Raw genomic sequence first — 21,319 nt, forward strand, 5'->3', positions numbered from 1 at the left:
GAGGTATAGAGCATGAAGAAAAGAGTAGTCGTTGCGCTGGGACATCGTGCCCTTGGTACGACCTTGCCGGAGCAGCAGGAAGCAGTTAAGAAAACATCAAAAGTAATCGCGGATCTGATCGAGGACGGATATCAGGTTGCCATTACACACAGCAACGCACCGCAGGTAGGTATGATCCATACAGCGATGAACGAATTTGGAAAAGTACACGAGAACTATACAGCGGCGCCAATGTCTGTATGTTCTGCCATGAGCCAGGGCTATATCGGATATGACCTTCAGAATGCGATTCGCGAGGAACTTTTAAACAGAGGCATTTACAGAACAGTCAGCACGATCCTGACACAGGTAGTTGTGGATCCATATGATGAAGCATTCTATACACCGACCAAGATCCTTGGACGTTATATGAATGTGGAAGAAGCAAATGAGGAGCGTAAGAAGGGTAATTATGTAGTAGAGGAACCAGGCAAAGGGTTCCGCCGCATCGTGTCTGCACCGAATCCGGTACGCATTGTAGAGATTGATGCGATCAAGGCTCTTCTGGATGCAGATCAGATTGTTATTGCGTGCGGTGGTGGTGGTATTCCGGTTCTGGAACAGGATAACCATTTGAAAGGTGCAAGCGCTGTCATTGAGAAGGATCTGACTGCCGGAAAGATGGCAGAGGATACACAGGCAGACGAGCTGATCATTCTGACGAGTGTAGATCAGGTGAAAATTAATCTCGGACGTGACAATGAAGAAGCACTGGGCGAGATTTCCGTAGAAAATGCGAAGAAATATATGGAAGAGGGACATTTCGGAGAGTATAATATGCTTCCGAAGTTAAGTGCTTCTGTTTCTTTCATTGAAAAAGGAGAAGGAAGAAGCGCACTCATTACTTCTTTTGATAAGCTTGGCGAAGCTTTAAAAGGAAAGACAGGAACTAAGATTTCTTAAGAAATTCGTTTAAAATGTCTGCAATCTGGTTATACTACCGGAAAAATGAAGGAGGTAACCGATGAAGGCAAGAGTGATGGATGGCTGCATTTCCTGCGGTGCATGTGTGACAACGTGCCCGGAAGTATTCTCGTTTGATGAAGATGGACTTGCGGAAGCATGTGGAGAAGTTGCATCGGAATATGAAGAAGCAGCAAAAGAAGCAAGAGATGACTGTCCGGTATCTGTGATTGATATTGTGGAGTAATAAAATGCGAAGATAAACTGGGGTATGGTGAAGAACTGTACTCCTGTTTTTGTTTATCGGGAAAGAACTTTCCTTATATATAAAAACGCTCCACCAGATGTGCACCTGTACGAATAAGCAGCGTGCTGCATATAATAAATATAAGAATAATACGAGTGGAAGTGTCAGTGTGCGTTTCAGTGAATTTCAGGAAAAAGAAGTGATCAATGCGTGTGACTGTTGCAAACTTGGATATGTAGAAGATCTGGTCATAGATGAGAAAAAAGGAAAAATTGAAGCAATCATTATACCAAAAGGGCGGGGGATCTGTAATTTTTTCTGTGAGGATGGAGAATACATCATTCCATTTGCCTGTATTAAACGGATTGGACCGGATATTATTCTGATTGAAATGCATGAAGAAAAGTAAAATGTTTCTTTTGATGTTTGACTTCTCTAAGAGCAACCGATATACTAAAAGATAGAATGTATGAAAGGAATTTAGTGTGATGAAATGTCCATATTGTGGTAATTCAGATACAAGAGTTATAGATTCAAGACCGGCGGAAGAAGGCAATTCTATCCGCAGACGCAGATCCTGTGATGCATGCGGGAAACGTTTCACGACTTATGAAAAGATAGAGACGATTCCGCTGATCATTATTAAAAAGGATGATAACAGAGAACAGTATGACCGAGGCAAGATTGAAAGAGGAATTTTAAGAGCTTGTTATAAACGTCCGGTATCGGCGGCAAGGATCCAGAAGACAGTGGAAGCTGTGGAGACACAGGTGTTCAGTCTGGAAGAGAAAGAGATTGCAAGCAGTACGATCGGTGAGATCGTTATGGATGCGCTGAAAGATCTGGACGAAGTTGCATATGTAAGATTCGCATCTGTATATAGGGAGTTTAAGGATGTGAATACATTTATGGATGAATTGAAGAAGATTCTGGATGGACAGGAACAATAAAGTTTTACAATATTCTGTACAGGATATAATATAGTGAGATGAGTACAAATAGACAGGGTGATTAGACTATGAGAACATATAAATTAACGATTTCCTATGATGGAAGCAGGTATCAGGGATGGCAGCGGCAGGCGACGACAGACAATACGATCCAGTTTGTACTGGAATGGAGCATTGGCAAATTAGTCGGATACCGCGTGCGTGTAGACGGTTCGGGGAGAACAGACGCCGGAGTACATGCAAGAGGTCAGGTGGCAAGTGTGAAGCTTTCCAAATTGTATGATCCACAGGAGATGAAGGATTCGTTGAACCGTTATCTCCCGGAGGATATCCGTATCGTGAAGGTGGAACTGGTGCGAAATGGATTTCATGCCAGAAAAAGTGCCAAAGGCAAGAAATATGAATATTATATTGACTGCAGAGAAAAACCGGATGTATTTTCCAGAAGATACTGCTATCATTATCCGGAAAAATTAGATATAGAAGCGATGCGTGAGGCCGTGCCATATCTGCTGGGACCGAAGAACTTTACAAGTTTTACGGATGATAAGGATTGCAAAGATCCGATCCGCAAGATCACCAATATCAAGATTGTAAGTTCCGGTGAGAAGGTGCGTATCACTTTCTATGGAACTGGATTCTTATATCATATGGCACGTATCTTGACAGGTACTTTGCTGGAAATCGGTACCGGCAAGCGTGAGGCATCGATGCTTCCGGTTGTGATTGCGGCAGAAGACAGAAGCCTTGCCGGATTTCTCGCGCCAGCCAGAGGTCTGTTTTTAAGAAAAGTGTATTATTAGAAGGAAAACGAACAGATGAAATGTATATCATGGAATGTAAATGGAATTCGTGCCTGCGTAAAGAAAGGATTTCTTGATTTCTTCAAAGAAGCGGATGCAGATATTTTCTGTATTCAGGAAACGAAGATGCAGGAAGGACAATTAGATCTGGAGCTGGATGGATACGAACAGTACTGGAATTATGCCGTGAAGAAAGGTTATTCCGGAACGGCGGTATTTACAAAAGAAAGGCCCCTTGCTGTTACTTATGGCATGGCAATTGAAGAACACGATCAGGAAGGCCGTGTAATCACACTGGAGTATGAGGATTTTTATTTTGTGACAGTGTATACGCCGAATTCACAGAGCGAACTGGCAAGACTGGATTACAGAATGACATGGGAAGATGATTTTCTCGCTTATCTGAAAGGGCTGGAAGAGAAGAAACCAGTGGTTTTCTGTGGGGATCTGAATGTTGCACACAAAGAGATCGACTTGAAGAATCCGAAGACGAACCGTAAGAATGCCGGATTTACAGATGAAGAACGTGGAAAATTCACAGACCTTCTTGCAGCAGGATTTACAGATACATTCCGTTATCTGTATCCGGATGTGGAAGGAATTTATTCTTGGTGGTCTTACCGTTTCAGCGCAAGGGCAAAGAATGCAGGATGGAGAATTGACTATTTTTGTGTATCGGACTGCCTGAAGGATAAGATTGAAGATGCGAAGATCCTGACCGACGTTATGGGATCGGATCATTGCCCAATCGAACTGGACATTGCATTATAGTGAAGAGAGGAAGAGACGGATGGATAGTCGTGTATCTGTAATCAGCATTATTATAAAAGATGAAGAGGCAGCAGTAACGGTGAATGAACTGCTTCACGAATTTAGAAATTATATTGTCGGAAGAATGGGCATTCCGTACCGGCAGAGAGAAGTGTCGATCATCAGTGTGGTGCTGGACGCGCCGGGAGATGTGACAAGCTCTCTTTCCGGAAAACTTGGAATGTTAAAAGGAGTCAGTGCAAAGACACTGACTGCAAAGTTGTAAACACGACGATTTGAAAATTAGAAATATTTAGAATGCAGTGATGGAATAATAAAAAGAGCGGAATCACCGGCTACAGCCGGTTGATTCCGCTTTGTAATTCGTCTGCCCATTTCTGAAGATTGTATGTACGTCCGCCAAATAATTTTAAGATGACACCGGTTGGGTGTTCATGTCCGGCAAATGCATTTGCTTCGTCTGTATCGACGTGCATGGCGAGTGCAAAGTCCGGGTGTACACGGACAACAACATCAGCAAAGATCAGAGAGCGTTCAAAACTCTCCATAATGACGAACACTTCATCTTTGTCTTTGACATTTAACTGGACTGCCTGCACTGGAGTCATGTGGATATGGCGCTTTGCAACAATCACACCGTGATCGAGTTCAATCTCACCGGCAGGACCGAGCAGCGTGCAGCCGGGTGTGCCCTTCGTATCGCCGGATTGACGGATGATGCCCGGAATGCCGAGCTTTCGTGAATCAGTCATGGAAATCTCCACCTGTGTCTCATTACGGAAAGGTCCAAGCAGAGCAACATTTTCAAATGTTCCTTTCGGACCTTTGATCGTAACGCGTTCTTCACAGGCATACTGACCAGGCTGGCTCAGATCTACCCGGTGGGTGATCGTTTTCCCTTTCCCAAATAAGTGTTCAAAATCTTCCTGGCACATATGGATGTGTCTTGCGCTTGTTTCGATTGGTATTGCAAGTCCCATAGTATCTGAGCCTCCTTCTATTATCTGCATTAATTTTTATTCATAGCCATTTTCTGAAAACCTTATTAGAAATATTGTAACAGAGTGCGTTCGGTTTTTCAATCAAAAGTATCAACAACGACATTTTTCGTTGACAAAGAGGGCTTTTTTTTCTATAATTTTTAACGAGGTAAAGCAATGGCGTTTTCATCTAAGGCATGAGAACGCCCATTTTTACATACAGCAGTAAATGCAGGAGGTGCATATAATGAATAATTATACGCGTGAAGATATTTTACAGATGGTAGAAGAAGAGGATGTGGGATTCATCCGGCTGCAGTTTACCGATATTTTCGGAACATTGAAAAATGTAGCGATCACTACCAGCCAGTTGGAGAAAGCGCTGAATAACCAGTGCATGTTTGATGGCTCTTCCATTGAAGGCTTTGCAAGGGTGGAAGATTCGGATATGTATCTTTATCCGGATCTGAATACATTTGAGATTTTTCCGTGGAGGCCGCAGCAGGGTAAAGTTGCAAGACTGATCTGCGAGGTGCATAAAGCAGACGGAACACCATTTGAGAGCGATCCGAGATATGTACTGAAGAAAGTGATCGAAGAGGCAAAAGAGATGGGATATCAGTTTAACGTCGGGCCGGAATGTGAATTTTTCTTATTCCATATGGATGATGACAGTGTACCGACAACGATTTCCCATGAGCGAGCCACATATTTTGACCTTGGACCATTAGATTTCGGTGAAAATGCGAGACGTGACATGGTATTGACAATGGAGGATATGGGATTTGTCATCGAGGCATCTCACCACGAGATGTCGCCGGCACAGCATGAGATTGATTTCCAATATGACGAGGCGTTGTCTGCGGCAGACAATATCATGACATTCAAACTGGTTGTCAAGACGATTGCCAAGAGACACGGTCTGCATGCATCCTTTATGCCAAAACCGAAGTACGGAGAGAATGGTTCCGGCATGCATACGAACATGTCATTAAGCCGGGATGGTGTGAATGTATTTTCAGACAGTTCAGATGAGAAAGGGCTGAGTAAAGAAGCTTATTATTTCATCGGTGGAATTATGAAACATATCAAAGCGCTGACCTTTATTACGAATCCGATCGTGAATTCATATAAGCGTCTTGTGCCGGGATTTGAAGCACCGGTATATATTGCATGGTCAGCCAAGAACAGAACGCCATTGATCCGGATCCCGACGGCGCCGGAGGGGGAGGAGAGAATCGAGCTTCGCAGTCCTGATCCGTCAGCCAATCCATATCTGGCATTTGCAGTATGCCTTGCCGCTGGACTGGACGGAATCCGCAACAAGATCATGCCGCCAAAAAGCATTGACTGCAATATTTTTGAGATGACGGAAGAAGAGCGGGCGGCAGCTGGCGCAGAACTTCTGCCGAGAACGCTTCTGGAAGCAGCACAGGCATTTGAAGAGGACACTTATATTAAAAATGTGCTTGGCGATGATCTGACGGAAAAATATATCAAAGTGAAGACGGAAGAGTACATGAATTATCGTAATCAGGTGACAGACTGGGAAATCACAAAGTACCTGCATGTCATTTAGGCACCCTTAGTAAGAATAAAAATGAGACGACTAAAGGAGGTGTCAGCATGATAGGTATTATTGTAGTATTTCCAAAGAAGGAAAATGCAATTAATATCCGGAATCTGCTGGTGCGAAATGGAGTAAATGTTACCGGAGTGGCGACAACGGGGGCACAGGCAATGCATTATGCGGATACTGTGGATGAAGGAATTGTCGTGTGTGGTTACAAATTAAAAGATATGATGTATACGGATCTCAGAGAATATCTTCCGGAAAATTTTGATATGCTGCTTGTCGCGTCGCAGGATAAATGGAGTGACGGACTGGTGCGGGGCGTGATGGGATTGTCGATGCCGATTAAAGTGTATGATCTGATGAATACGATCGAGATGATGCTGACCGATATTGACAGGCGCAGACGGAAACGCAAGAAGCAGTTAAAAAACCGTGATCCGAAGCAGCAAGAGACAGTCAGAAAGGCAAAAGAACTGCTGATGGCACGTAACAATATGACGGAAGAAGAGGCACACAGATATTTGCAGAAAAGCAGTATGGACAGTGGAACAAACATGGTAGAGACAGCAGAGATGGTATTGAGCATTATGTCAGAGTAGAGGAGATATAGAAGATGGAATTTACAAAAATGCAGGGGTTGGGCAATGATTATGTCTATGTAAACTGCTTGAAAGAAACAATTAAGAATCCGGCGGAAGTATCGAAGTTTGTCAGTGACAGACATTTTGGAATCGGTTCGGACGGGTTGATTATGATCTGTCCGTCCAAGGTGGCAGATTTTGAAATGCGGATGTATAATGCAGATGGTTCCAGAGGTGAAATGTGCGGAAATGGCATCCGCTGTGTTGCTAAATATGTATATGATTACGGTCTTACCGATAAGACGAGCATTTCCGTGGAGACACTTGGCGGGATCAAATATCTGGATCTGACTGTGGAAGATGGCAAAGTAAGCCTTGTGAAAGTTGATATGGGAAGTCCGCGCCTTGCGCCATCCCAGATTCCGATCGTGCCGGAGAATCCGGAAGATACAAGAATCATTGATGCCCCGCTTGAAGTAGAGGGGAAGATATATTATATGACAGGAGTTTCCATGGGCAATCCGCATACAGTGGTTTATGTAGACGATGTAAAAGGATTGGATCTTTTGAAAATAGGTCCGTCTTTTGAAAATCATAAACGGTTCCCGGAGCGTATCAATACAGAATTTGCACATGTACTGGACCGTAAAACGGTAGAGATGCGTGTGTGGGAGCGTGGTTCCGGTGAAACACTTGCCTGTGGAACAGGTGCTTGCGCTGTTGCAGTAGCCAGCATTTTAAACGGGTTGACAGAGGATCGGGTAACCGTAAAACTACTGGGAGGCGATCTGCTCATTGAATGGGATAAAGAAGCAGATAAAGTCTATATGACCGGACCTGCAAAGGTTGTATTTGACGGAGAGATCGATCTTACAGATATTGATGTATAATGCGTCACACATTGAATTCCAGAAACAACAAAACAATCAGTAAAGTCATAAACAGGAGGAAGAAAGATGTTTAAAGTAAATGAAGATTATTTAAAACTGCCAGGAAGCTATTTATTTTCCACAATTGGAAAGAAAGTACGTGCTTATCAGGAAGAGAATCCGGACAAGAGCATTATCCGTCTTGGAATCGGTGATGTTACACAGCCACTGGCACCGGCAATCATTGACAGCCTGCACAGTGCAGTAGACGAGATGGCACATGCGGAGACATTCCACGGGTATGCACCGGATCTGGGATATGAATTTTTGAGAAGTGCAATGGCAAAGAACGATTATCAGGATAAAGGATGTGATATCAAAGCAGACGAGATCTTCATTTCTGACGGAGCAAAATGTGACTCCGGTAACATTCAGGAAATCTTTGCCAAAGACAATAAGATCGCCGTATGTGATCCGGTATATCCGGTTTATGTAGATACAAACGTTATGGCAGGACGTACAGGAACTTACGATGCGAAGACAGAGACATGGAGCGATGTCATTTACATGCCATGTACAAAAGAGACGAATTTTGCACCGGAACTGCCGAAAGAAACACCGGATATTATTTATCTGTGTTTCCCGAATAACCCGACAGGATCTACCATTACAAAAGCACAGTTACAGGAATGGGTAGATTATGCCAATAAAGTCGGAGCAGTCATTATCTATGATGCTGCTTATGAAGCATATATTTCTGAGGATGATGTACCGCACAGCATTTATGAGTGCGAAGGTGCAAGAACCTGCGCGATCGAGCTTAGAAGTTTCTCAAAGAATGCAGGATTTACAGGTGTCAGACTTGGCGCAACGGTGATTCCAAAAGATCTGAAATCCGGAGATGTAATGTTACATTCTCTCTGGGCAAGAAGACATGGAACGAAGTACAACGGAGCACCGTATATCGTACAGAGGGCCGGAGAAGCTGTATATTCTGAGGCTGGTAAAGCACAGTTAAAAGAGCAGATTGCCTACTACATGAAGAATGCAAAAACGATTAAAGAAGGCCTAAGAGATGCCGGATATAACGTATCCGGTGGTGTAAATGCACCGTATATCTGGCTGGAAGTTCCACAGGGAATGACATCCTGGGATTTCTTTGATCATCTGTTAAAGGATGCCGGTGTTGTAGGAACTCCGGGATCAGGATTCGGACCAAGCGGAGAAGGATATTTCCGTCTGACAGCATTTGGCTCTTATGAAAATACAGTAGCAGCCATTGAAAGAATTAAGAGGATAGGCTAATTTATTATGTTATATACAATACCGGATTATTACCGGCAGTTTCACTGCGTTGCCGGAGCCTGTGAAGATACATGCTGCGCAGGATGGCAGATTGTAGCGGATAAGTCGGCGCTCAGGCAATATAAAAAAGTAACAGGAGAATACCGAAAGGAGATTCGTGCCGGTGTGGACTGGAAAGAAGGCGCTTTCCGGCAGGATGAGGAGAAAAGGTGTTATTTCCTGAATGAGGATAATCTCTGCAATATGTACACAGCACTTGGTGAAAAGGCATTGTGTAAGACGTGTAAGCGTTATCCAAGGCATATTGAAGAATTTGAGGGTGTCAGGGAAATGACGCTCTCTGTGTCATGCCCGGAAGTAGCGAAAATCCTGCTACAAAGAAAAGAACCGGTGCAGTTTCTGATTCATGAAGATGAGAAAGAAGAGTGCTGGGATGATGCATTTGATCCATTTTTATATTCCCTTCTGGCAGATGCAAGAACAATGATGATACAGATCCTGCAGAACCGTGAACTGTCATTAAATCTGCGCACCGGACTTGTGCTTGCAATCGCCCATGACCTGCAGATCCGGATTCAGAAGCAGGAAATATTTGACGGAGAGATGGTACTGGAAAAATACCGGACAGAAAAAGCAATGGATTATATAAAAGGACAGATCGCTAAGCTTTATACAGAAGAAGAGAAGCATAGGTTCTATGAATTTATGACAGAAACTTTCCGGGATCAGTATCGGTTAGAGAGACTTCGGGATAACTGGGAACCACATCTTCTGGAAACAGAACAGTGGCTGTATGGAAAAGGTGAGGCTCACTACTATGAGCTTAGGAATGCGTTTGAAGGATGGATGGCAGAGAAGATGCCGGAATTTGAGATACAGAAAGAACAGCTTCTTGTGTATTTCTTAAGTACTTATCTGTGTGGTGCGGTTTATGATGGACATGCATATTCCAAGGCGCAGATGGCGGTTGTAAGTGTACTGCTTATGCAGGAAATTCTGATGGCGCAGTGGATAAAGAATGAAAAAGAGTTGTATTTTGAAGATCTTGTTGATACAGTATACCGCTTTTCAAGAGAACTGGAACATTCCGATCCGAATCTCAACCTGATGGAGCGTTTGATGAGTGAAAGACCGGTGCCGTGGTTTGCAAAGAAAGCTGCAGAAGAATAGAGTATAAATAAAGTTAGGAAGATAAGTAAATTGATAAATTGTTTATTTGTAGGTTTAGGTGGATTTATCGGAGCAGTCTGCCGTTATCTGATCGGTCTGCTTCCGGTTCAAAGTGAGAGCGGATTTCCATATAAGACGTTTTTGATTAATGTGGCAGGAGCTTTCCTGATCGGCTGCATTGCAACTTATGCAGGAAAGCATCCGTCAGTGAATCCTCAGCTTGTGTTATTTCTGAAAGTTGGAATCTGCGGAGGATTTACTACATTTTCTACGTTTGCTTTTGAAACAACGGATCTGTTTCAGAGCGGACACACAGTGACAGCACTTGTATATGCCGTGCTGAGTGTAGTATCAGGCGTTCTGGCTGTGTTTGCCTCCCAGCTTCTGCTTCACTAGGAAGAAGAGACCGAGGAAAGATACAAGCAGTTCGGAGATCGGAAATGACATCCAGACACCGGTCATACCGAGAATATTTGCAAGTAATATAGATAACGGAACGATAATGAGCAGTCCGCGAGCCAGGGAAATGACCTGTGCCGGGACTGCTTTTTCAATGGATGTAAAGTAAAAGGAAAGCACGATATTGAATCCGGCAAACAGGATGCCGGCAAAATAAATGCGAAGTCCTTTTACGGCGATTTGCTGCAGAAGCGGGTTCTGTTCACTGTTAAATGCAATGGTGATACCATCTGCGCCAAATAAAATTCCTGCATAAATAATAACAGAAAGTGCCGCCATCAGAAAAAGTCCGTAGCGTCTGTATTGTAATGCATGCTGCCGTTCGCCGCGTCCATAGGCACGACTGATAAGTGGCTGGGTTCCCTGTCCGATACCAGTGAAAATGGCGATGACAACGAGAATGAGATTCGCAATCACACCATAGGCTGCAACAGCCGTATTTCCTTCAAGGCGCAGCATTAACATATTAAATACGATCATAACAACACCGGATGAAACTTCGGTTACGAGGGAAGAAAAACCAAGTGCAAGTGTCGAACCTGTAAGTGAAGCGGACAATCCGGTACGGACAAGATGAAATTGGTTTTTCCTGCGGATACGGTAAATGGACTGGATGAGCATACCGAAGAGTGGAGAACATCCGGTTGCAAGTACCGCTCCGAAGATTCCCATATGAAGCGGAAAAATAAAAATATAATCAAACAGGATGTTGGCAAGGCTGCCACCGACCATTGCATACATGGCGAGATGTGGAGCACCGTCATTGCGGACGAATGCCAGAAACACTTCATTAAATATAAATGCCGGAGCAAAGAGAAGAATGATACGCAGGTAGGTATACGTCATATCAAAGACTTCTGCATTGGCTCCAAGGATTCTTGCCAGGGGAGCAGCAAAAACAAGTCCCACACAGAAGAAAAATGTGGAAAATAATGTGGCAAGAAGAATCGTATGTGTAAAAAATTTATTTGCATGGGCCGTCTTTCCCTGACTTTTGCTTACCGTATAGCGTGTTGCTCCGCCAAGACCGAGCATGAGTGCGCAGCCGTGAAGAAAATTATAGACAGGAACTGCAAGGTTCAAAGCAGTCAGACCATCAGCGCCGACACCATTTGCGATAAAGAAAGTGTCAGCCAGTATATAGAGTGAAATTCCGAACATGCCAAGCACATTCAGACTGGCATAGCGGATAAACTGTCCGAAGATAGTAGGTGAAGTTTTAGTTACCTGCATAGTAATGTCCTTTCTGGTTAAATTACGGAAGTATGTATATCGTTCATTTTTGTGAATGTTTATAATGCTTATATTATATGTGTATATGTTCCTGCGGATTGCTCGTATTCTATACGTTTACAATCCACAAGAGTATAACAGAACAAAAATCTGTTGTCCAGAAGATTACACGGAGAAGAACTTGTAAATGAAACAGCAGTAAATTATAATGATATCAAAGTTAAAAGATCTGAACCCATGTGAGCTTATATATAAGCGGGACAGGATCTCACGGAAAGCGAGGAGTCAGCTTATGAAAATGAGAAAATGGATAATATCTGTACTGGCAGTGCTTCTTGTAATTGCGCTGGCAGGATGCGCGACAAAAGAAGAAAAAGCGAAACCAAAAAAAGCGCCAGAACCACTGGTGATCAATACAAAAGATAAGAAAAAAGATTACAGTGACAAAGAAGCAAAAGCCGCAGAAGCTGCAAAGAAAGCAAAAGCGGAACAGGCGAAGAAGGAACGTGCAAAGAAAAAGCAGGAAAAAAAGCGCCAGAGGAATGGCAAACTTGTAGTGATCGATGCAGGGCATCAGGCGCGTGGCAACAATGAACAGGAGCCGGTGGGACCGGGAGCATCTCAGACAAAAGCTAAAGTTGCATCGGGAACAAGTGGTGTTTCCACAGGAAAACCAGAGTATCAGTTAACTTTAGAAGTTTCAAAGAAACTAAAAAATATACTGGAAGTGCGTGGATATAATGTGAAGATGGTGCGCACAACGAATGATGTAAATATTTCCAATGCGGAGCGTGCAGAGGTGGCGAACAATGCGAATGCAGATGCATTTATCCGTGTCCATGCAAACGGAGCAGAGAACAGCAGTGCGAATGGAATGATGACGATCTGTCAGACGGCATCTAATCAATATAATGGCAGCCTGTATAAGCAGAGCAAGGCATTATCGGAGGCAGTTCTGGACGGTGCAGTGAAAGCAACCGGAGCAAAGAGAGAACGAGTATGGGAGACAGATTCCATGAGCGGTGTGAACTGGGCAAAAGTGCCTGTGACGATTGTTGAGATTGGATATATGACGAATCCGGCGGAAGATCAGAAGATGTCTCAGGCAGACTATCAGAAGAAGATTGCATCCGGGATTGCAGATGGGGTGGATCATTATTTCGGAAAATAACTGCAGAGATAAATTTGCAAAATCTCTGTAAGATGGGTATAATGGGAAAGATTGTGAACACAGTCATTACTGAGTAAAAATAAGGGAAGAACAGGCAGGAGGAAGCGGAAAAATGGGAGCATTGTTTTTCGATATAGATGATACCCTCTTAAGTGGTGTTACGAAGAAAGTTCCGGAGAGTGCACTGGAGGGAATCCGGAAAGTTAAAGAGAATGGGCATAAAGTACTGATTAATACAGGGCGGACGATATGCAGCGTTCCGCCGATTATTAAAAAGCTTGATGTAGATGGATTTTTATGTGGATGCGGAACCTATCTGATTTATAAGAATGAGGTGCTTTTTGAGAGCCATATATCTATTGAAGAAGGAAATCGTTATATAGATCTGATGAAAAAGTATCACATTGAAGGATTTCTGGAAGGAACGGATGACATGTATTTCTCAGAACGGGTAAGTCAGTGTGAACCCGTGGAAAGTACACGGAGATATATGGCGTCCATGGGGCTTGGCAGAGAGACAAGCATGGAGAAGAAGAATTTTGAATACGATAAATTATTGATCCATATTAATAAGAAAGATCCGAACTGCAGATATCAGGAATTTTTTGCATCGATTGAAGATGGCATAGATATTATTGATCGATTAAATGGGATGTATGAACTGGTGCAGAAAGGATATTCCAAAGCAACAGCGATTGAATTTATGAGACAGCATCTGGGACTTACGAAGGACGAGGTGTATGTGTTCGGCGACAGCAGCAACGATCAGTCTATGTTTGAATATGCAAAACATTCCATTGCAATGAAAAAGCACGATCCGGTGTTAGATCCATATACAGAGTATGTGACAGATACCGTTGAAAATGATGGTGTATACAAAGCAATGCAGCATTATGGTCTGATCTAAAGAAATAAAGAAGCAGATACTTGTAAAGGATGTATGAAGCATACCGACGAATGGAAAATTATGGTCTGATTTAAAGAAATAAAGAAGTAGATAGTAGAAAGAAGGTTGAAAACGTGGGTGAGCGTTTGACAGAAAGTGATGTAGCCAAGATCAAAGAAGAGATTGAATACCGCAAACTGGTTGTGCGTAAGAAAGAACTGGAAGCAGTAAAAGAGGCAAGAGCACAGGGCGATCTGAGTGAGAATTTTGAATACAAGGCAGCAAAGCAGGACAAGAACCGGAATGAAAGCCGTATCCGTTATCTGGAACGTATGCTCAAACATGCGCAGATTGTTTCTGATGAGTCGAAAGCGGATGAAGTTGGCATTAATAATACAGTAGAAGTATATTTTGAAGAGGATGATGAGACAGAGACTTACCGGCTTGTGACAAGTGTGCGTGGCAATTCGCTGCAGGGACTGATCAGTATTGAATCACCACTTGGAAAAGCGATTCAGGGACATAAAGTTGGTGACCGTGTGTTTGTAAATACGAACGGTAATGCCGGTTATTATGTCAAGATCCAGAAGATTGAGAATACAACAGATGATTCGCAGGATTCGCTGAGAAAATATTAATATAAGCCATTTAACATGATGTTGGGGTTAAAAGATGCTATACGAATTGTTCCGTACTTCGTAGTTTTAGGCTTTTGATCCTGGCACCTTAACATATAAAGGAAAAGAGAGGGCAAAATATGAAACGAGAAAAATTCGGATCGCGTCTGGGATTCATTCTTGTATCTGCAGGATGTGCGATCGGTATTGGAAATGTATGGAAGTTTCCATACTTGTGTGGACAGATGGGAGGAGCAGCATTTATTCTGATTTATCTGGTATTCCTGTTGATCATGGGAGTGCCGGTTATGATCTGCGAGTTCGCCATCGGCCGCGGCAGTCATTTCAGTGTCGCCGCAGCATTTGAAAAACTGGAGCCGGAAGGAACAAGATGGCATATTTCCAAATGGATCGGCATTCTGGGAAGCTATCTGTTGATGATGTTTTATACGAGTGTAGGCGGATGGATGATGTATTACTGCTTCCGCAGCATACGTGGTGATTTTGTCGGAAACAGTGCAGAGGAAGTCGGTGCAAAATTCACAAAGATGCTTGCTGATGCGCCCAATATGGCATTCTGGACGATACTGATCTGTGTGATCGGATTTGCAATCTGCTGGTTTGGTATTCAGAATGGAATTGAAAAAGTATCAAAAGTTATGATGTCGGTATTGATGGTACTGATGATCATTCTTGCAGTACATTCTGTTTTCTTAAAAGGAGCCGGAGCCGGAATCCGTTTTTATCTGATTCCGGATTTCCGGAAAATGGCAGAAATTGGAATTGGAAATGTTATCTTCGGGGCGATGAGTCAGGCGTTTTTTACATTATCAATTGGTATTGGTGCTATGATGATTTTCGGAAGTTATCTGGAACGTAACCGGAGCCTTGCAGGAGAAGCACTCAGCATTACAGGACTGGATACATTCGTTGCACTGATGGCAGGATTCATTATTATCCCTGCATGTTTTGCATTTGGCATTGAACCGGGTGCAGGTCCGAGTCTGATATTTATTACCATTCCGAATATTTTTTCGCAGATGCCGGGTGGACAGGTATGGGGAGCGTTATTCTTCCTGTTTTTGACGTTTGCAGCATTTACAACGCTGGTAGCAGTATTTGAAAATATTATTTCTTTTGATATGGATCTGTTCCACTGGTCCAGAAAGAAAAGCGTAATTGTCAGTGCAATTTTGATTATTATACTGAGTATGCCATGTGTTCTTGGCTTCAATATTCTTTCTGGTATCCAGCCGTTAGGCGAAGGAAGTACAATTATGGATCTGGAAGATTTTATTGTTTCCAATAACTTCCTGCCACTTGGAAGTCTTGGCTATCTTCTCTTCTGTACGAGAGAGAATGGATGGGGCTGGAAGAAATTCTTGGAAGAAGCGAATACCGGAGAAGGAATCGGCTTCCCGAAGGGATTAAAAGGCTATGTAGGCTACGTGATTCCACTTCTTATCATCATTATTTATCTGAAAGGATATTATGATAAATTCAGCCCGCTTGGTACAACAACACTTGTAATCTGGATGGCAGTAGCTGTTCTGCTTCTTGGATTCGTGCTTTACTGTGCAGGTGGGAAAAAGAAAGAAAAGAATAAATAGAAATTAAAAGGTTTCTAATGAAATGATTTCACATAAAAGGAGGGCAACATATGAAATACCAGATTGTAGGCGATACCTTGCCGGCAGTTATCTGTCAGTTAGAACCTGGCGAGAAGATGATCACGGAAGGTGGCGGAATGTCCTGGATGTCTCCGAATATGCTTATGGAGACAACGTCGAATGGCGGTATTGGGAGTATGATAGGAAGAATGTTTTCCGGCGAGAAGGCATTTCAGAATGTTTATACCGCACAGGGAGGAGAAGGAATGATCGCGTTTGCATCCTGCTTCCCGGGATCGATTCGTGCATTTGAAATCGCACCGGGACAGGAAATGATTTTACAGAAAAGTGCATTTTTGGCAGGCGAAGTCGGTATTGAAATGTCGGTATTCTTCAACAAAAAACTGGGAACCGGCTTTTTCGGTGGTGAAGGCTTTATCATGCAGAGGATCAGTGGACAGGGAACTGTATTTGCAGAATTTGACGGACATGTCGTGGAGTATGAACTTGCACCGGGACAGCAGATTGTTGTAGATACCGGCCATCTGGCTGCAATGACAGCAAGCTGCCAGATGGACATTCGAAGTGTGCCGGGCGTTAAGAATATGCTGTTTGGAGGCGAGGGCATATTTAATACAATTATTACCGGACCGGGACGTGTATGGTTACAGACTATGCCGATTAGTAATGTGGCAGGTGTATTGAGACCGTATATGCCGAGCGGAGATTAAAGTGAATGAAGAAACTTTTCTGTTACGGGGGACGGGGCTTTTCTAGAAAAGCCCCGTCCCCCTTTAACGTTTTCACGAAATAAACATATCTTTTCCACATTTTCTTCAAGCTTTCTTCTTATACTGTTACAAGTATTGAACAGTATAAGGAGGATATGTATTTTGATCGAAGTGAAAAATCTGACCAAATGCTATGGAAAGCATCTGGCTGTAGATAACTTAAGCTTCACGGTACAGGAAGGGCAGATCTATGGCTTTCTGGGACCGAACGGAGCCGGAAAATCTACGACTATGAATATTATGACGGGATATCTTGGCGCTACAAAAGGAGAGGTGCTGATCAACGGGCATGACATTTTAAAAGAGCCGGAAGAAGCAAAAAGCTGTATCGGATATCTGCCGGAGCAGCCACCGCTTTATATGGAAATGACAGTTCTTGAATATCTGACGTTCGCAGCGGAACTTAAGAAAATTCCGAAGGCGGAAAGAGAATCACAGATTCTGCGTGTAATGAGACTTACGAAATTAGATCCGGTAAAAGAACGGCTCATTCACAATTTATCCAAAGGATATAAACAGAGAGTTGGTCTGGCACAGGCAATTTTAGGATTTCCGGAGATCATCATTCTGGATGAGCCTACCGTTGGTCTTGATCCGAAACAGATTATTGAGATCCGTGAACTGATCCGTACGTTGGCAAAGAAACATACGGTAATTTTAAGTTCCCACATTCTGGCGGAAATCCGTGAAGTGTGCGATCATATTATGATCATTGCAGGCGGACACCTGGTGGCAAGTGATACACCGGAGAATCTGGAAAATCTGATGAGCGGCACCGGACATGTTGCGCTGGAGACAAAAGCTTCTAAGGAGCAGATGGAAGTGGTTTTAAAATCTGTTCCGGAGATCAGCTCTGTAAAATATGAAGAAACGGATGAGCATACAACACTGGCTTATATAGAGAGCAAAGACGGTACAGATCTGCGTGAGAAACTTTTCTATACATTTGCAAATGCAAGGATTCCGCTCCTTACACTAAGGCTGAACAAATCATCTCTGGAGGACATCTTCCTTGAGCTGACACAGGGTGGTAAAAAACAGAAAGAGGCAGAGAAAAAATTAGCCGGTAAGGAGGAACAGAAGTAATGAGTGCAATTTATAAAAGAGAGTTGAAATCATACTTTCATTCGATGATCGGCTATGTATTTATTGCATTTCTGATCGCATTTACAGGAGTTTATTTTATGGCATATAACCTGAATTATGGATATCCATATTTCTCTTATGTGCTGTCCGGAGTTCTGATCGTATTTGTTATTGCAATTCCGGTGCTCACAATGAGAAGTTTTGCCGAAGAACGCAAAAGCCGTACAGACCAGATGCTATTAACAGCTCCGGTTAGCCTGTTTCAGGTCGTTATGGGAAAATATCTTGCAATGGTAACAATTCTGGCAATTCCATGTGCAGTATATTTGATTTTCCCACTGATCATTAAGACACAGGGAACGGCATATATACTGGCAGATGATATGGCGATTCTCGTATTTTTCCTGCTGGGCTGCACGTACATATCTGTCGGAATGTTTGTTTCGGCATTGACAGAGAGCCAGATTATTGCAGCGATTGGTTCGGTTGGAATCCTGCTTCTTCAATATCTGTGGAACGGAATTATGGATCTTCTTCCGACTTCTGCAGTCACAAATGTGATTGGAATCGGCGTTCTTTTAACACTGATTGTTCTTGCTATCTGGCATATGACAAAAAATATTGTGATCGCCGGAGGTCTGGAAGTGATCGTACTTGCTGGATGTGGGATTACTTACGCAGTAAAGTCAAGCATTTTTGAAAGCGCATTAAATACATTTTTCAGTAAATTTTATCTGGCAGGAACTCTTGATGACATTGTTTCCAATCATCTGGTAGATGTAAGTGGAATCATTATGTATTTTTCGCTTACAGCTGTTTTCATTTTCCTTACGATGCAGATGATACAGAAAAGACGTTGGAGTTAGGAGGGCAATATGTTAGAGAAAATAAGAAATACATTTAAAAATGTATCTTCCAGAAACGGAAGTTACAGTGTCGGAATGATTGCACTGGTTGTAGCAATTGTTGCCGTCGTAAATCTGATTGCGGGACAACTGCCTGAAAATGTAAAAAGCATTGATGTCAGTGATAAGAAAATCTATCAGATTTCAAAAACGAGTAAAAAGATCCTGAACAAACTGGATTCAGACATTACATTTACAGTCTATGCACAGAAAAAATCTACCGATGACAGAATCAAAGCGTTTCTGAAAAAATATACAGCGCTTTCAGATAAGATTACTGTGAAATGGGTAGATCCGGTACTGCATCCGGGAGAACTGACAAAAAATAATGTGGAAGAGAATATGATTCTTGTATCGGATAAGAAAACGAAAAAGACAACGACGGTTTCGTTCAGTGATATCATTGTGACGGATGAGTATTCCTATTATACAACCGGCAGCAGTACAGAGTCTGAGTTTGACGGAGAAGGACAGCTTACCAGTGCAGTCAATTATGTGACAAGCGATACGCAGAAAAAGATTTACTACACGACCGGACATGGAGAAGGAACATTTTCTACATCGGTTACAGACCTTCTTGGAAAGAGTAACATTAAGCAGGAAGAACTGAATCTTGTTATGAAGAATAAAATACCGGATGACTGCGATTTGTTATTTATCTATGCGCCGACGAAAGATCTGACAAAAGATGAAGTAAAACTTCTGAACAATTACATGGACAATGGTGGGAAAATCTACGTTGTTTTAGGTGATGCCGATAAAGTGCAGCCGAATCTTAAAAGTTTCCTGAAAAAATATGGTATTCAGGAAGTGAGCGGCTACATCGCAGATACACAGAGAAGCTATCAGGGAAATTATTATTATATTTTCCCGGAACTAACAGCGACAGGAAATCTGGCAAAAGGTTTAAGTTCAGACATGGTTCTGCTCGTCAATGCACACGGCCTGAAAGTCTCTGATCCGGAAGATGATACTGTGACAACAACAGAATTTATGAAAACATCATCTTCGGGTTATGCAATAAGTGACAATGATCAGAAGCAGGGAACATATACACTCGGAGTTGTAGCAGAAAAATCAGAAAATGGTTCCGATGATTCAGACGGAGAAACAGACAGTTCAGATATAGCAGATACCGGAAGACTGACTGTAGTGTCTTCCGACAGCCTGATCAATCCGGATGTTACAGATAATATGTCCACACTGGAAAATCTGGATCTGTTTATGAATACAGTCACAGCAAACTATGACGATGTAGAGAATGTTTCAATCAAGGCAAAGAGTCTGCAGGTTACATATAATACGGTACACCATGCCGGAATTATCAGCCTGTTCATCATATTTGGAATTCCTGTGCTGATCCTCGTATATGGATTCATACAGTGGTGGAAGAGAAGAAAAGCGTAAAAAGGATTTCAAAGAAAAGAGGACATGTATGAAACAGAAAAAGAGAATGTTACTGCTTGTAGGAATTCTGGTTGTCCTTTGCGGCGCATATGGCGGAATCAAGGCATGGAACGATCAGATGAAGACGCAGAAGGCGGCAAAGAAAAAGGCACAGACCGTGCAGATCATAGATGCAGATGACCTGACAAAGATCAGTTATAAAAAAGGAAATAAAAATATGACTTTTGTCAAGGAAAATGATACCTGGGTGTATGAAAAAAATAAGACCATCAAATTAATACAGAGTGCGGTTGAGCAGATTACAGGTACTGTGGAAAGTCTGACAGCAGAGCAGAAACTGGATGCTCCGGATGCGTTGGAGGATTATGGACTTGCGGATCCGGCATATAAAGTATCTTATGAGACAGCTTCCGGAGAAAAAGGAACGCTCGATATCGGTAATAATGTTGGAGAAGATTACTATGCGAAAATCGAAGAAGAAGATACAGTGTATACGATTGGAAGTACACTGGTAGAAAACTTACAGTTTCAGCTATCTTCCTTTGTGAGTCTGGATACTATGCCGTCCATCAGCAGCGGCAATCTGAAAAGAGTTGCAGTTACGAAAAATGGAACGACAAAGACATACGATGATGAAGATGATCTGGCACAGCTTGCCGGAGGATTCGGAACGATTACGCTGACTGACTGTGCAGATTACCATGTGACAGATAAGACACTTGGCAAATATGGTCTGGAGATTGACAAACGGACAACAGCAACCGCTACATACAAAGATTCTTCATCCGGAAAGAAGAAAACGTACAGTGTTTACATTGGAAAAACAGACAAAGACGGAGAAAACCGGTATGTGATGCCGGAAAATTCAAAAATCGTATACAAAGTCAGCAAAGACGTTATTACAAATATGATTACAGTCTCAGATTCAGATAATTAAATTTTACTGGAAAAAAGACGACC

At 42.7% G+C, this 21,319-nt stretch carries 24 protein-coding genes; 22 read left to right on the forward strand and 2 right to left on the reverse strand.

All coding sequences use genetic code 11. From position 1 onward, the window contains the following. Positions 1-12 precede the first annotated feature (12 nt). The 7 genes from arcC (at position 13) to DW152_RS06175 (ending at position 3,978) form a co-directional block, all read left to right on the forward strand. A complete protein-coding gene (gene arcC / locus DW152_RS06145; protein ID WP_021860877.1) occupies positions 13-942 on the forward strand; it encodes a carbamate kinase in 930 nt (309 codons plus the stop codon). 61 nt (positions 943-1,003) lie between these two features. Then, positions 1,004-1,189, forward strand: coding sequence for a ferredoxin (locus DW152_RS06150; RefSeq protein WP_021860876.1), 186 nt, complete (start codon positions 1,004-1,006; stop codon positions 1,187-1,189). Positions 1,190-1,358: 169 nt separating this feature from the next. Continuing rightward, positions 1,359-1,598 carry a PRC-barrel domain-containing protein gene (locus tag DW152_RS06155; protein WP_117537098.1) on the forward strand — a complete coding sequence of 80 codons (240 nt, stop codon included), beginning with the start codon at positions 1,359-1,361 and terminating at the stop codon, positions 1,596-1,598. 79 nt (positions 1,599-1,677) lie between these two features. Then, positions 1,678-2,139, forward strand: a complete 462-nt coding sequence (gene nrdR / locus DW152_RS06160; protein WP_021860874.1) for a transcriptional regulator NrdR — start codon at positions 1,678-1,680, stop codon at positions 2,137-2,139. Between the two features lie 68 nt (positions 2,140-2,207). Beyond that, positions 2,208-2,942 carry a tRNA pseudouridine(38-40) synthase TruA gene (gene truA, locus DW152_RS06165; protein ID WP_021860873.1) on the forward strand — a complete coding sequence of 245 codons (735 nt, stop codon included), beginning with the start codon at positions 2,208-2,210 and terminating at the stop codon, positions 2,940-2,942. A gap of 15 nt (positions 2,943-2,957) precedes the next feature. Beyond that, positions 2,958-3,713 carry an exodeoxyribonuclease III gene (locus DW152_RS06170; RefSeq protein WP_117536790.1) on the forward strand — a complete coding sequence of 252 codons (756 nt, stop codon included), beginning with the start codon at positions 2,958-2,960 and terminating at the stop codon, positions 3,711-3,713. 19 nt (positions 3,714-3,732) lie between these two features. Beyond that, positions 3,733-3,978, forward strand: coding sequence for a TM1266 family iron-only hydrogenase system putative regulator (locus DW152_RS06175; protein WP_021860871.1), 246 nt, complete (start codon positions 3,733-3,735; stop codon positions 3,976-3,978). A 70-nt stretch (positions 3,979-4,048) separates the two neighbouring features. Here DW152_RS06175 and DW152_RS06180 read toward each other — a convergent pair whose 3' ends face one another. After that, a complete protein-coding gene (locus DW152_RS06180) occupies positions 4,049-4,693 on the reverse strand; it encodes a PduL/EutD family phosphate acyltransferase (RefSeq protein ID WP_021860870.1) in 645 nt (214 codons plus the stop codon). Between the two features lie 247 nt (positions 4,694-4,940). Here DW152_RS06180 and glnA point away from each other — a divergent pair, with 247 nt between their 5' ends. The 6 genes from glnA (at position 4,941) to crcB (ending at position 10,590) form a co-directional block, all read left to right on the forward strand. Then, entirely contained in the window at positions 4,941-6,272 is a 1,332-nt protein-coding gene (glnA, locus tag DW152_RS06185; RefSeq protein ID WP_118288195.1) for a type I glutamate--ammonia ligase, read from the forward strand. A gap of 47 nt (positions 6,273-6,319) precedes the next feature. Further along, positions 6,320-6,868 (forward strand): ANTAR domain-containing response regulator, encoded by a 549-nt coding sequence (locus tag DW152_RS06190; RefSeq protein ID WP_021860868.1) that lies wholly within the window; start codon positions 6,320-6,322, stop codon positions 6,866-6,868. Positions 6,869-6,882: 14 nt separating this feature from the next. After that, a complete protein-coding gene (gene dapF / locus DW152_RS06195; protein WP_118288196.1) occupies positions 6,883-7,740 on the forward strand; it encodes a diaminopimelate epimerase in 858 nt (285 codons plus the stop codon). A gap of 66 nt (positions 7,741-7,806) precedes the next feature. Beyond that, the gene (locus DW152_RS06200) at positions 7,807-9,024 is read left to right on the forward strand and encodes an LL-diaminopimelate aminotransferase (protein ID WP_118288197.1); all 1,218 of its coding nucleotides are present in this window, start codon (positions 7,807-7,809) and stop codon (positions 9,022-9,024) included. Between the two features lie 6 nt (positions 9,025-9,030). After that, entirely contained in the window at positions 9,031-10,194 is a 1,164-nt protein-coding gene (gene fliB, locus DW152_RS06205) for a flagellin lysine-N-methylase (protein ID WP_118288198.1), read from the forward strand. A gap of 30 nt (positions 10,195-10,224) precedes the next feature. Further along, complete coding sequence (gene crcB / locus DW152_RS06210; RefSeq protein ID WP_118288199.1) at positions 10,225-10,590, forward strand: fluoride efflux transporter CrcB; 366 nt, start codon at positions 10,225-10,227, stop codon at positions 10,588-10,590. Here the strand turns inward: crcB and DW152_RS06215 are convergent. Further along, positions 10,546-11,886 (reverse strand): MATE family efflux transporter, encoded by a 1,341-nt coding sequence (locus tag DW152_RS06215; RefSeq protein WP_118288200.1) that lies wholly within the window; start codon positions 11,884-11,886, stop codon positions 10,546-10,548. The genes crcB and DW152_RS06215 overlap by 45 nt on opposite strands. Before the next feature lie 292 nt (positions 11,887-12,178). Here DW152_RS06215 and DW152_RS06220 point away from each other — a divergent pair, with 292 nt between their 5' ends. From DW152_RS06220 to DW152_RS06260, 9 genes are all read left to right on the forward strand, one after another. Continuing rightward, positions 12,179-13,057, forward strand: a complete 879-nt coding sequence (locus tag DW152_RS06220; RefSeq protein WP_330416730.1) for an N-acetylmuramoyl-L-alanine amidase family protein — start codon at positions 12,179-12,181, stop codon at positions 13,055-13,057. Between the two features lie 112 nt (positions 13,058-13,169). Beyond that, positions 13,170-13,964, forward strand: a complete 795-nt coding sequence (locus DW152_RS06225) for an HAD family hydrolase (protein ID WP_118288201.1) — start codon at positions 13,170-13,172, stop codon at positions 13,962-13,964. 113 nt (positions 13,965-14,077) lie between these two features. Next, positions 14,078-14,581: a transcription elongation factor GreA gene (greA, locus tag DW152_RS06230; protein WP_021860860.1), complete on the forward strand. Its 504-nt coding sequence runs from the start codon at positions 14,078-14,080 to the stop codon at positions 14,579-14,581. Between the two features lie 119 nt (positions 14,582-14,700). Next, positions 14,701-16,170 carry a sodium-dependent transporter gene (locus tag DW152_RS06235; protein WP_021860859.1) on the forward strand — a complete coding sequence of 490 codons (1,470 nt, stop codon included), beginning with the start codon at positions 14,701-14,703 and terminating at the stop codon, positions 16,168-16,170. 50 nt (positions 16,171-16,220) lie between these two features. Then, the gene (locus DW152_RS06240; RefSeq protein WP_021860858.1) at positions 16,221-16,901 is read left to right on the forward strand and encodes a TIGR00266 family protein; all 681 of its coding nucleotides are present in this window, start codon (positions 16,221-16,223) and stop codon (positions 16,899-16,901) included. A gap of 162 nt (positions 16,902-17,063) precedes the next feature. Then, entirely contained in the window at positions 17,064-18,047 is a 984-nt protein-coding gene (locus DW152_RS06245) for an ABC transporter ATP-binding protein (protein ID WP_118288202.1), read from the forward strand. Further along, a complete protein-coding gene (locus DW152_RS06250) occupies positions 18,047-18,913 on the forward strand; it encodes an ABC transporter permease (RefSeq protein WP_118288203.1) in 867 nt (288 codons plus the stop codon). The genes DW152_RS06245 and DW152_RS06250 overlap by 1 nt, the downstream gene beginning before the upstream one ends. Before the next feature lie 9 nt (positions 18,914-18,922). Next, on the forward strand, positions 18,923-20,359 hold the full coding sequence (locus DW152_RS06255) for a GldG family protein (RefSeq protein ID WP_118288204.1): 1,437 nt from the start codon (positions 18,923-18,925) through the stop codon (positions 20,357-20,359). Between the two features lie 28 nt (positions 20,360-20,387). Continuing rightward, positions 20,388-21,296: a DUF4340 domain-containing protein gene (locus DW152_RS06260; RefSeq protein WP_118288205.1), complete on the forward strand. Its 909-nt coding sequence runs from the start codon at positions 20,388-20,390 to the stop codon at positions 21,294-21,296. The last annotated feature ends 23 nt before the right edge of the window (positions 21,297-21,319 follow it).

This window comes from Dorea sp. AM13-35 (assembly GCF_003473885.1).
GTDB lineage: Bacteria > Bacillota > Clostridia > Lachnospirales > Lachnospiraceae > Dorea_D > Dorea_D hominis.

Excerpts from the sequence above, each read along its gene's own strand:
- dapF (WP_118288196.1), top strand. The coding sequence starts at position 6,883 with ATGGAATTTACAAAAATGCAGGGGTTGGGCAATGATTATGTCTATGTA.
- DW152_RS06225 (WP_118288201.1), top strand. The coding sequence starts at position 13,170 with ATGGGAGCATTGTTTTTCGATATAGATGATACCCTCTTAAGTGGTGTT.
- DW152_RS06170 (WP_117536790.1), top strand. The coding sequence starts at position 2,958 with ATGAAATGTATATCATGGAATGTAAATGGAATTCGTGCCTGCGTAAAG.
- DW152_RS06255 (WP_118288204.1), top strand. The coding sequence starts at position 18,923 with ATGTTAGAGAAAATAAGAAATACATTTAAAAATGTATCTTCCAGAAAC.
- DW152_RS06215 (WP_118288200.1), bottom strand. The coding sequence starts at position 11,886 with ATGCAGGTAACTAAAACTTCACCTACTATCTTCGGACAGTTTATCCGC.
- DW152_RS06200 (WP_118288197.1), top strand. The coding sequence starts at position 7,807 with ATGTTTAAAGTAAATGAAGATTATTTAAAACTGCCAGGAAGCTATTTA.
- DW152_RS06190 (WP_021860868.1), top strand. The coding sequence starts at position 6,320 with ATGATAGGTATTATTGTAGTATTTCCAAAGAAGGAAAATGCAATTAAT.
- nrdR (WP_021860874.1), top strand. The coding sequence starts at position 1,678 with ATGAAATGTCCATATTGTGGTAATTCAGATACAAGAGTTATAGATTCA.
- DW152_RS06260 (WP_118288205.1), top strand. The coding sequence starts at position 20,388 with ATGAAACAGAAAAAGAGAATGTTACTGCTTGTAGGAATTCTGGTTGTC.
- glnA (WP_118288195.1), top strand. The coding sequence starts at position 4,941 with ATGAATAATTATACGCGTGAAGATATTTTACAGATGGTAGAAGAAGAG.
- DW152_RS06250 (WP_118288203.1), top strand. The coding sequence starts at position 18,047 with ATGAGTGCAATTTATAAAAGAGAGTTGAAATCATACTTTCATTCGATG.
- DW152_RS06180 (WP_021860870.1), bottom strand. The coding sequence starts at position 4,693 with ATGGGACTTGCAATACCAATCGAAACAAGCGCAAGACACATCCATATG.
- DW152_RS06150 (WP_021860876.1), top strand. The coding sequence starts at position 1,004 with ATGAAGGCAAGAGTGATGGATGGCTGCATTTCCTGCGGTGCATGTGTG.
- DW152_RS06240 (WP_021860858.1), top strand. The coding sequence starts at position 16,221 with ATGAAATACCAGATTGTAGGCGATACCTTGCCGGCAGTTATCTGTCAG.
- DW152_RS06175 (WP_021860871.1), top strand. The coding sequence starts at position 3,733 with ATGGATAGTCGTGTATCTGTAATCAGCATTATTATAAAAGATGAAGAG.
- DW152_RS06235 (WP_021860859.1), top strand. The coding sequence starts at position 14,701 with ATGAAACGAGAAAAATTCGGATCGCGTCTGGGATTCATTCTTGTATCT.
- truA (WP_021860873.1), top strand. The coding sequence starts at position 2,208 with ATGAGAACATATAAATTAACGATTTCCTATGATGGAAGCAGGTATCAG.
- fliB (WP_118288198.1), top strand. The coding sequence starts at position 9,031 with ATGTTATATACAATACCGGATTATTACCGGCAGTTTCACTGCGTTGCC.
- arcC (WP_021860877.1), top strand. The coding sequence starts at position 13 with ATGAAGAAAAGAGTAGTCGTTGCGCTGGGACATCGTGCCCTTGGTACG.
- DW152_RS06220 (WP_330416730.1), top strand. The coding sequence starts at position 12,179 with ATGAAAATGAGAAAATGGATAATATCTGTACTGGCAGTGCTTCTTGTA.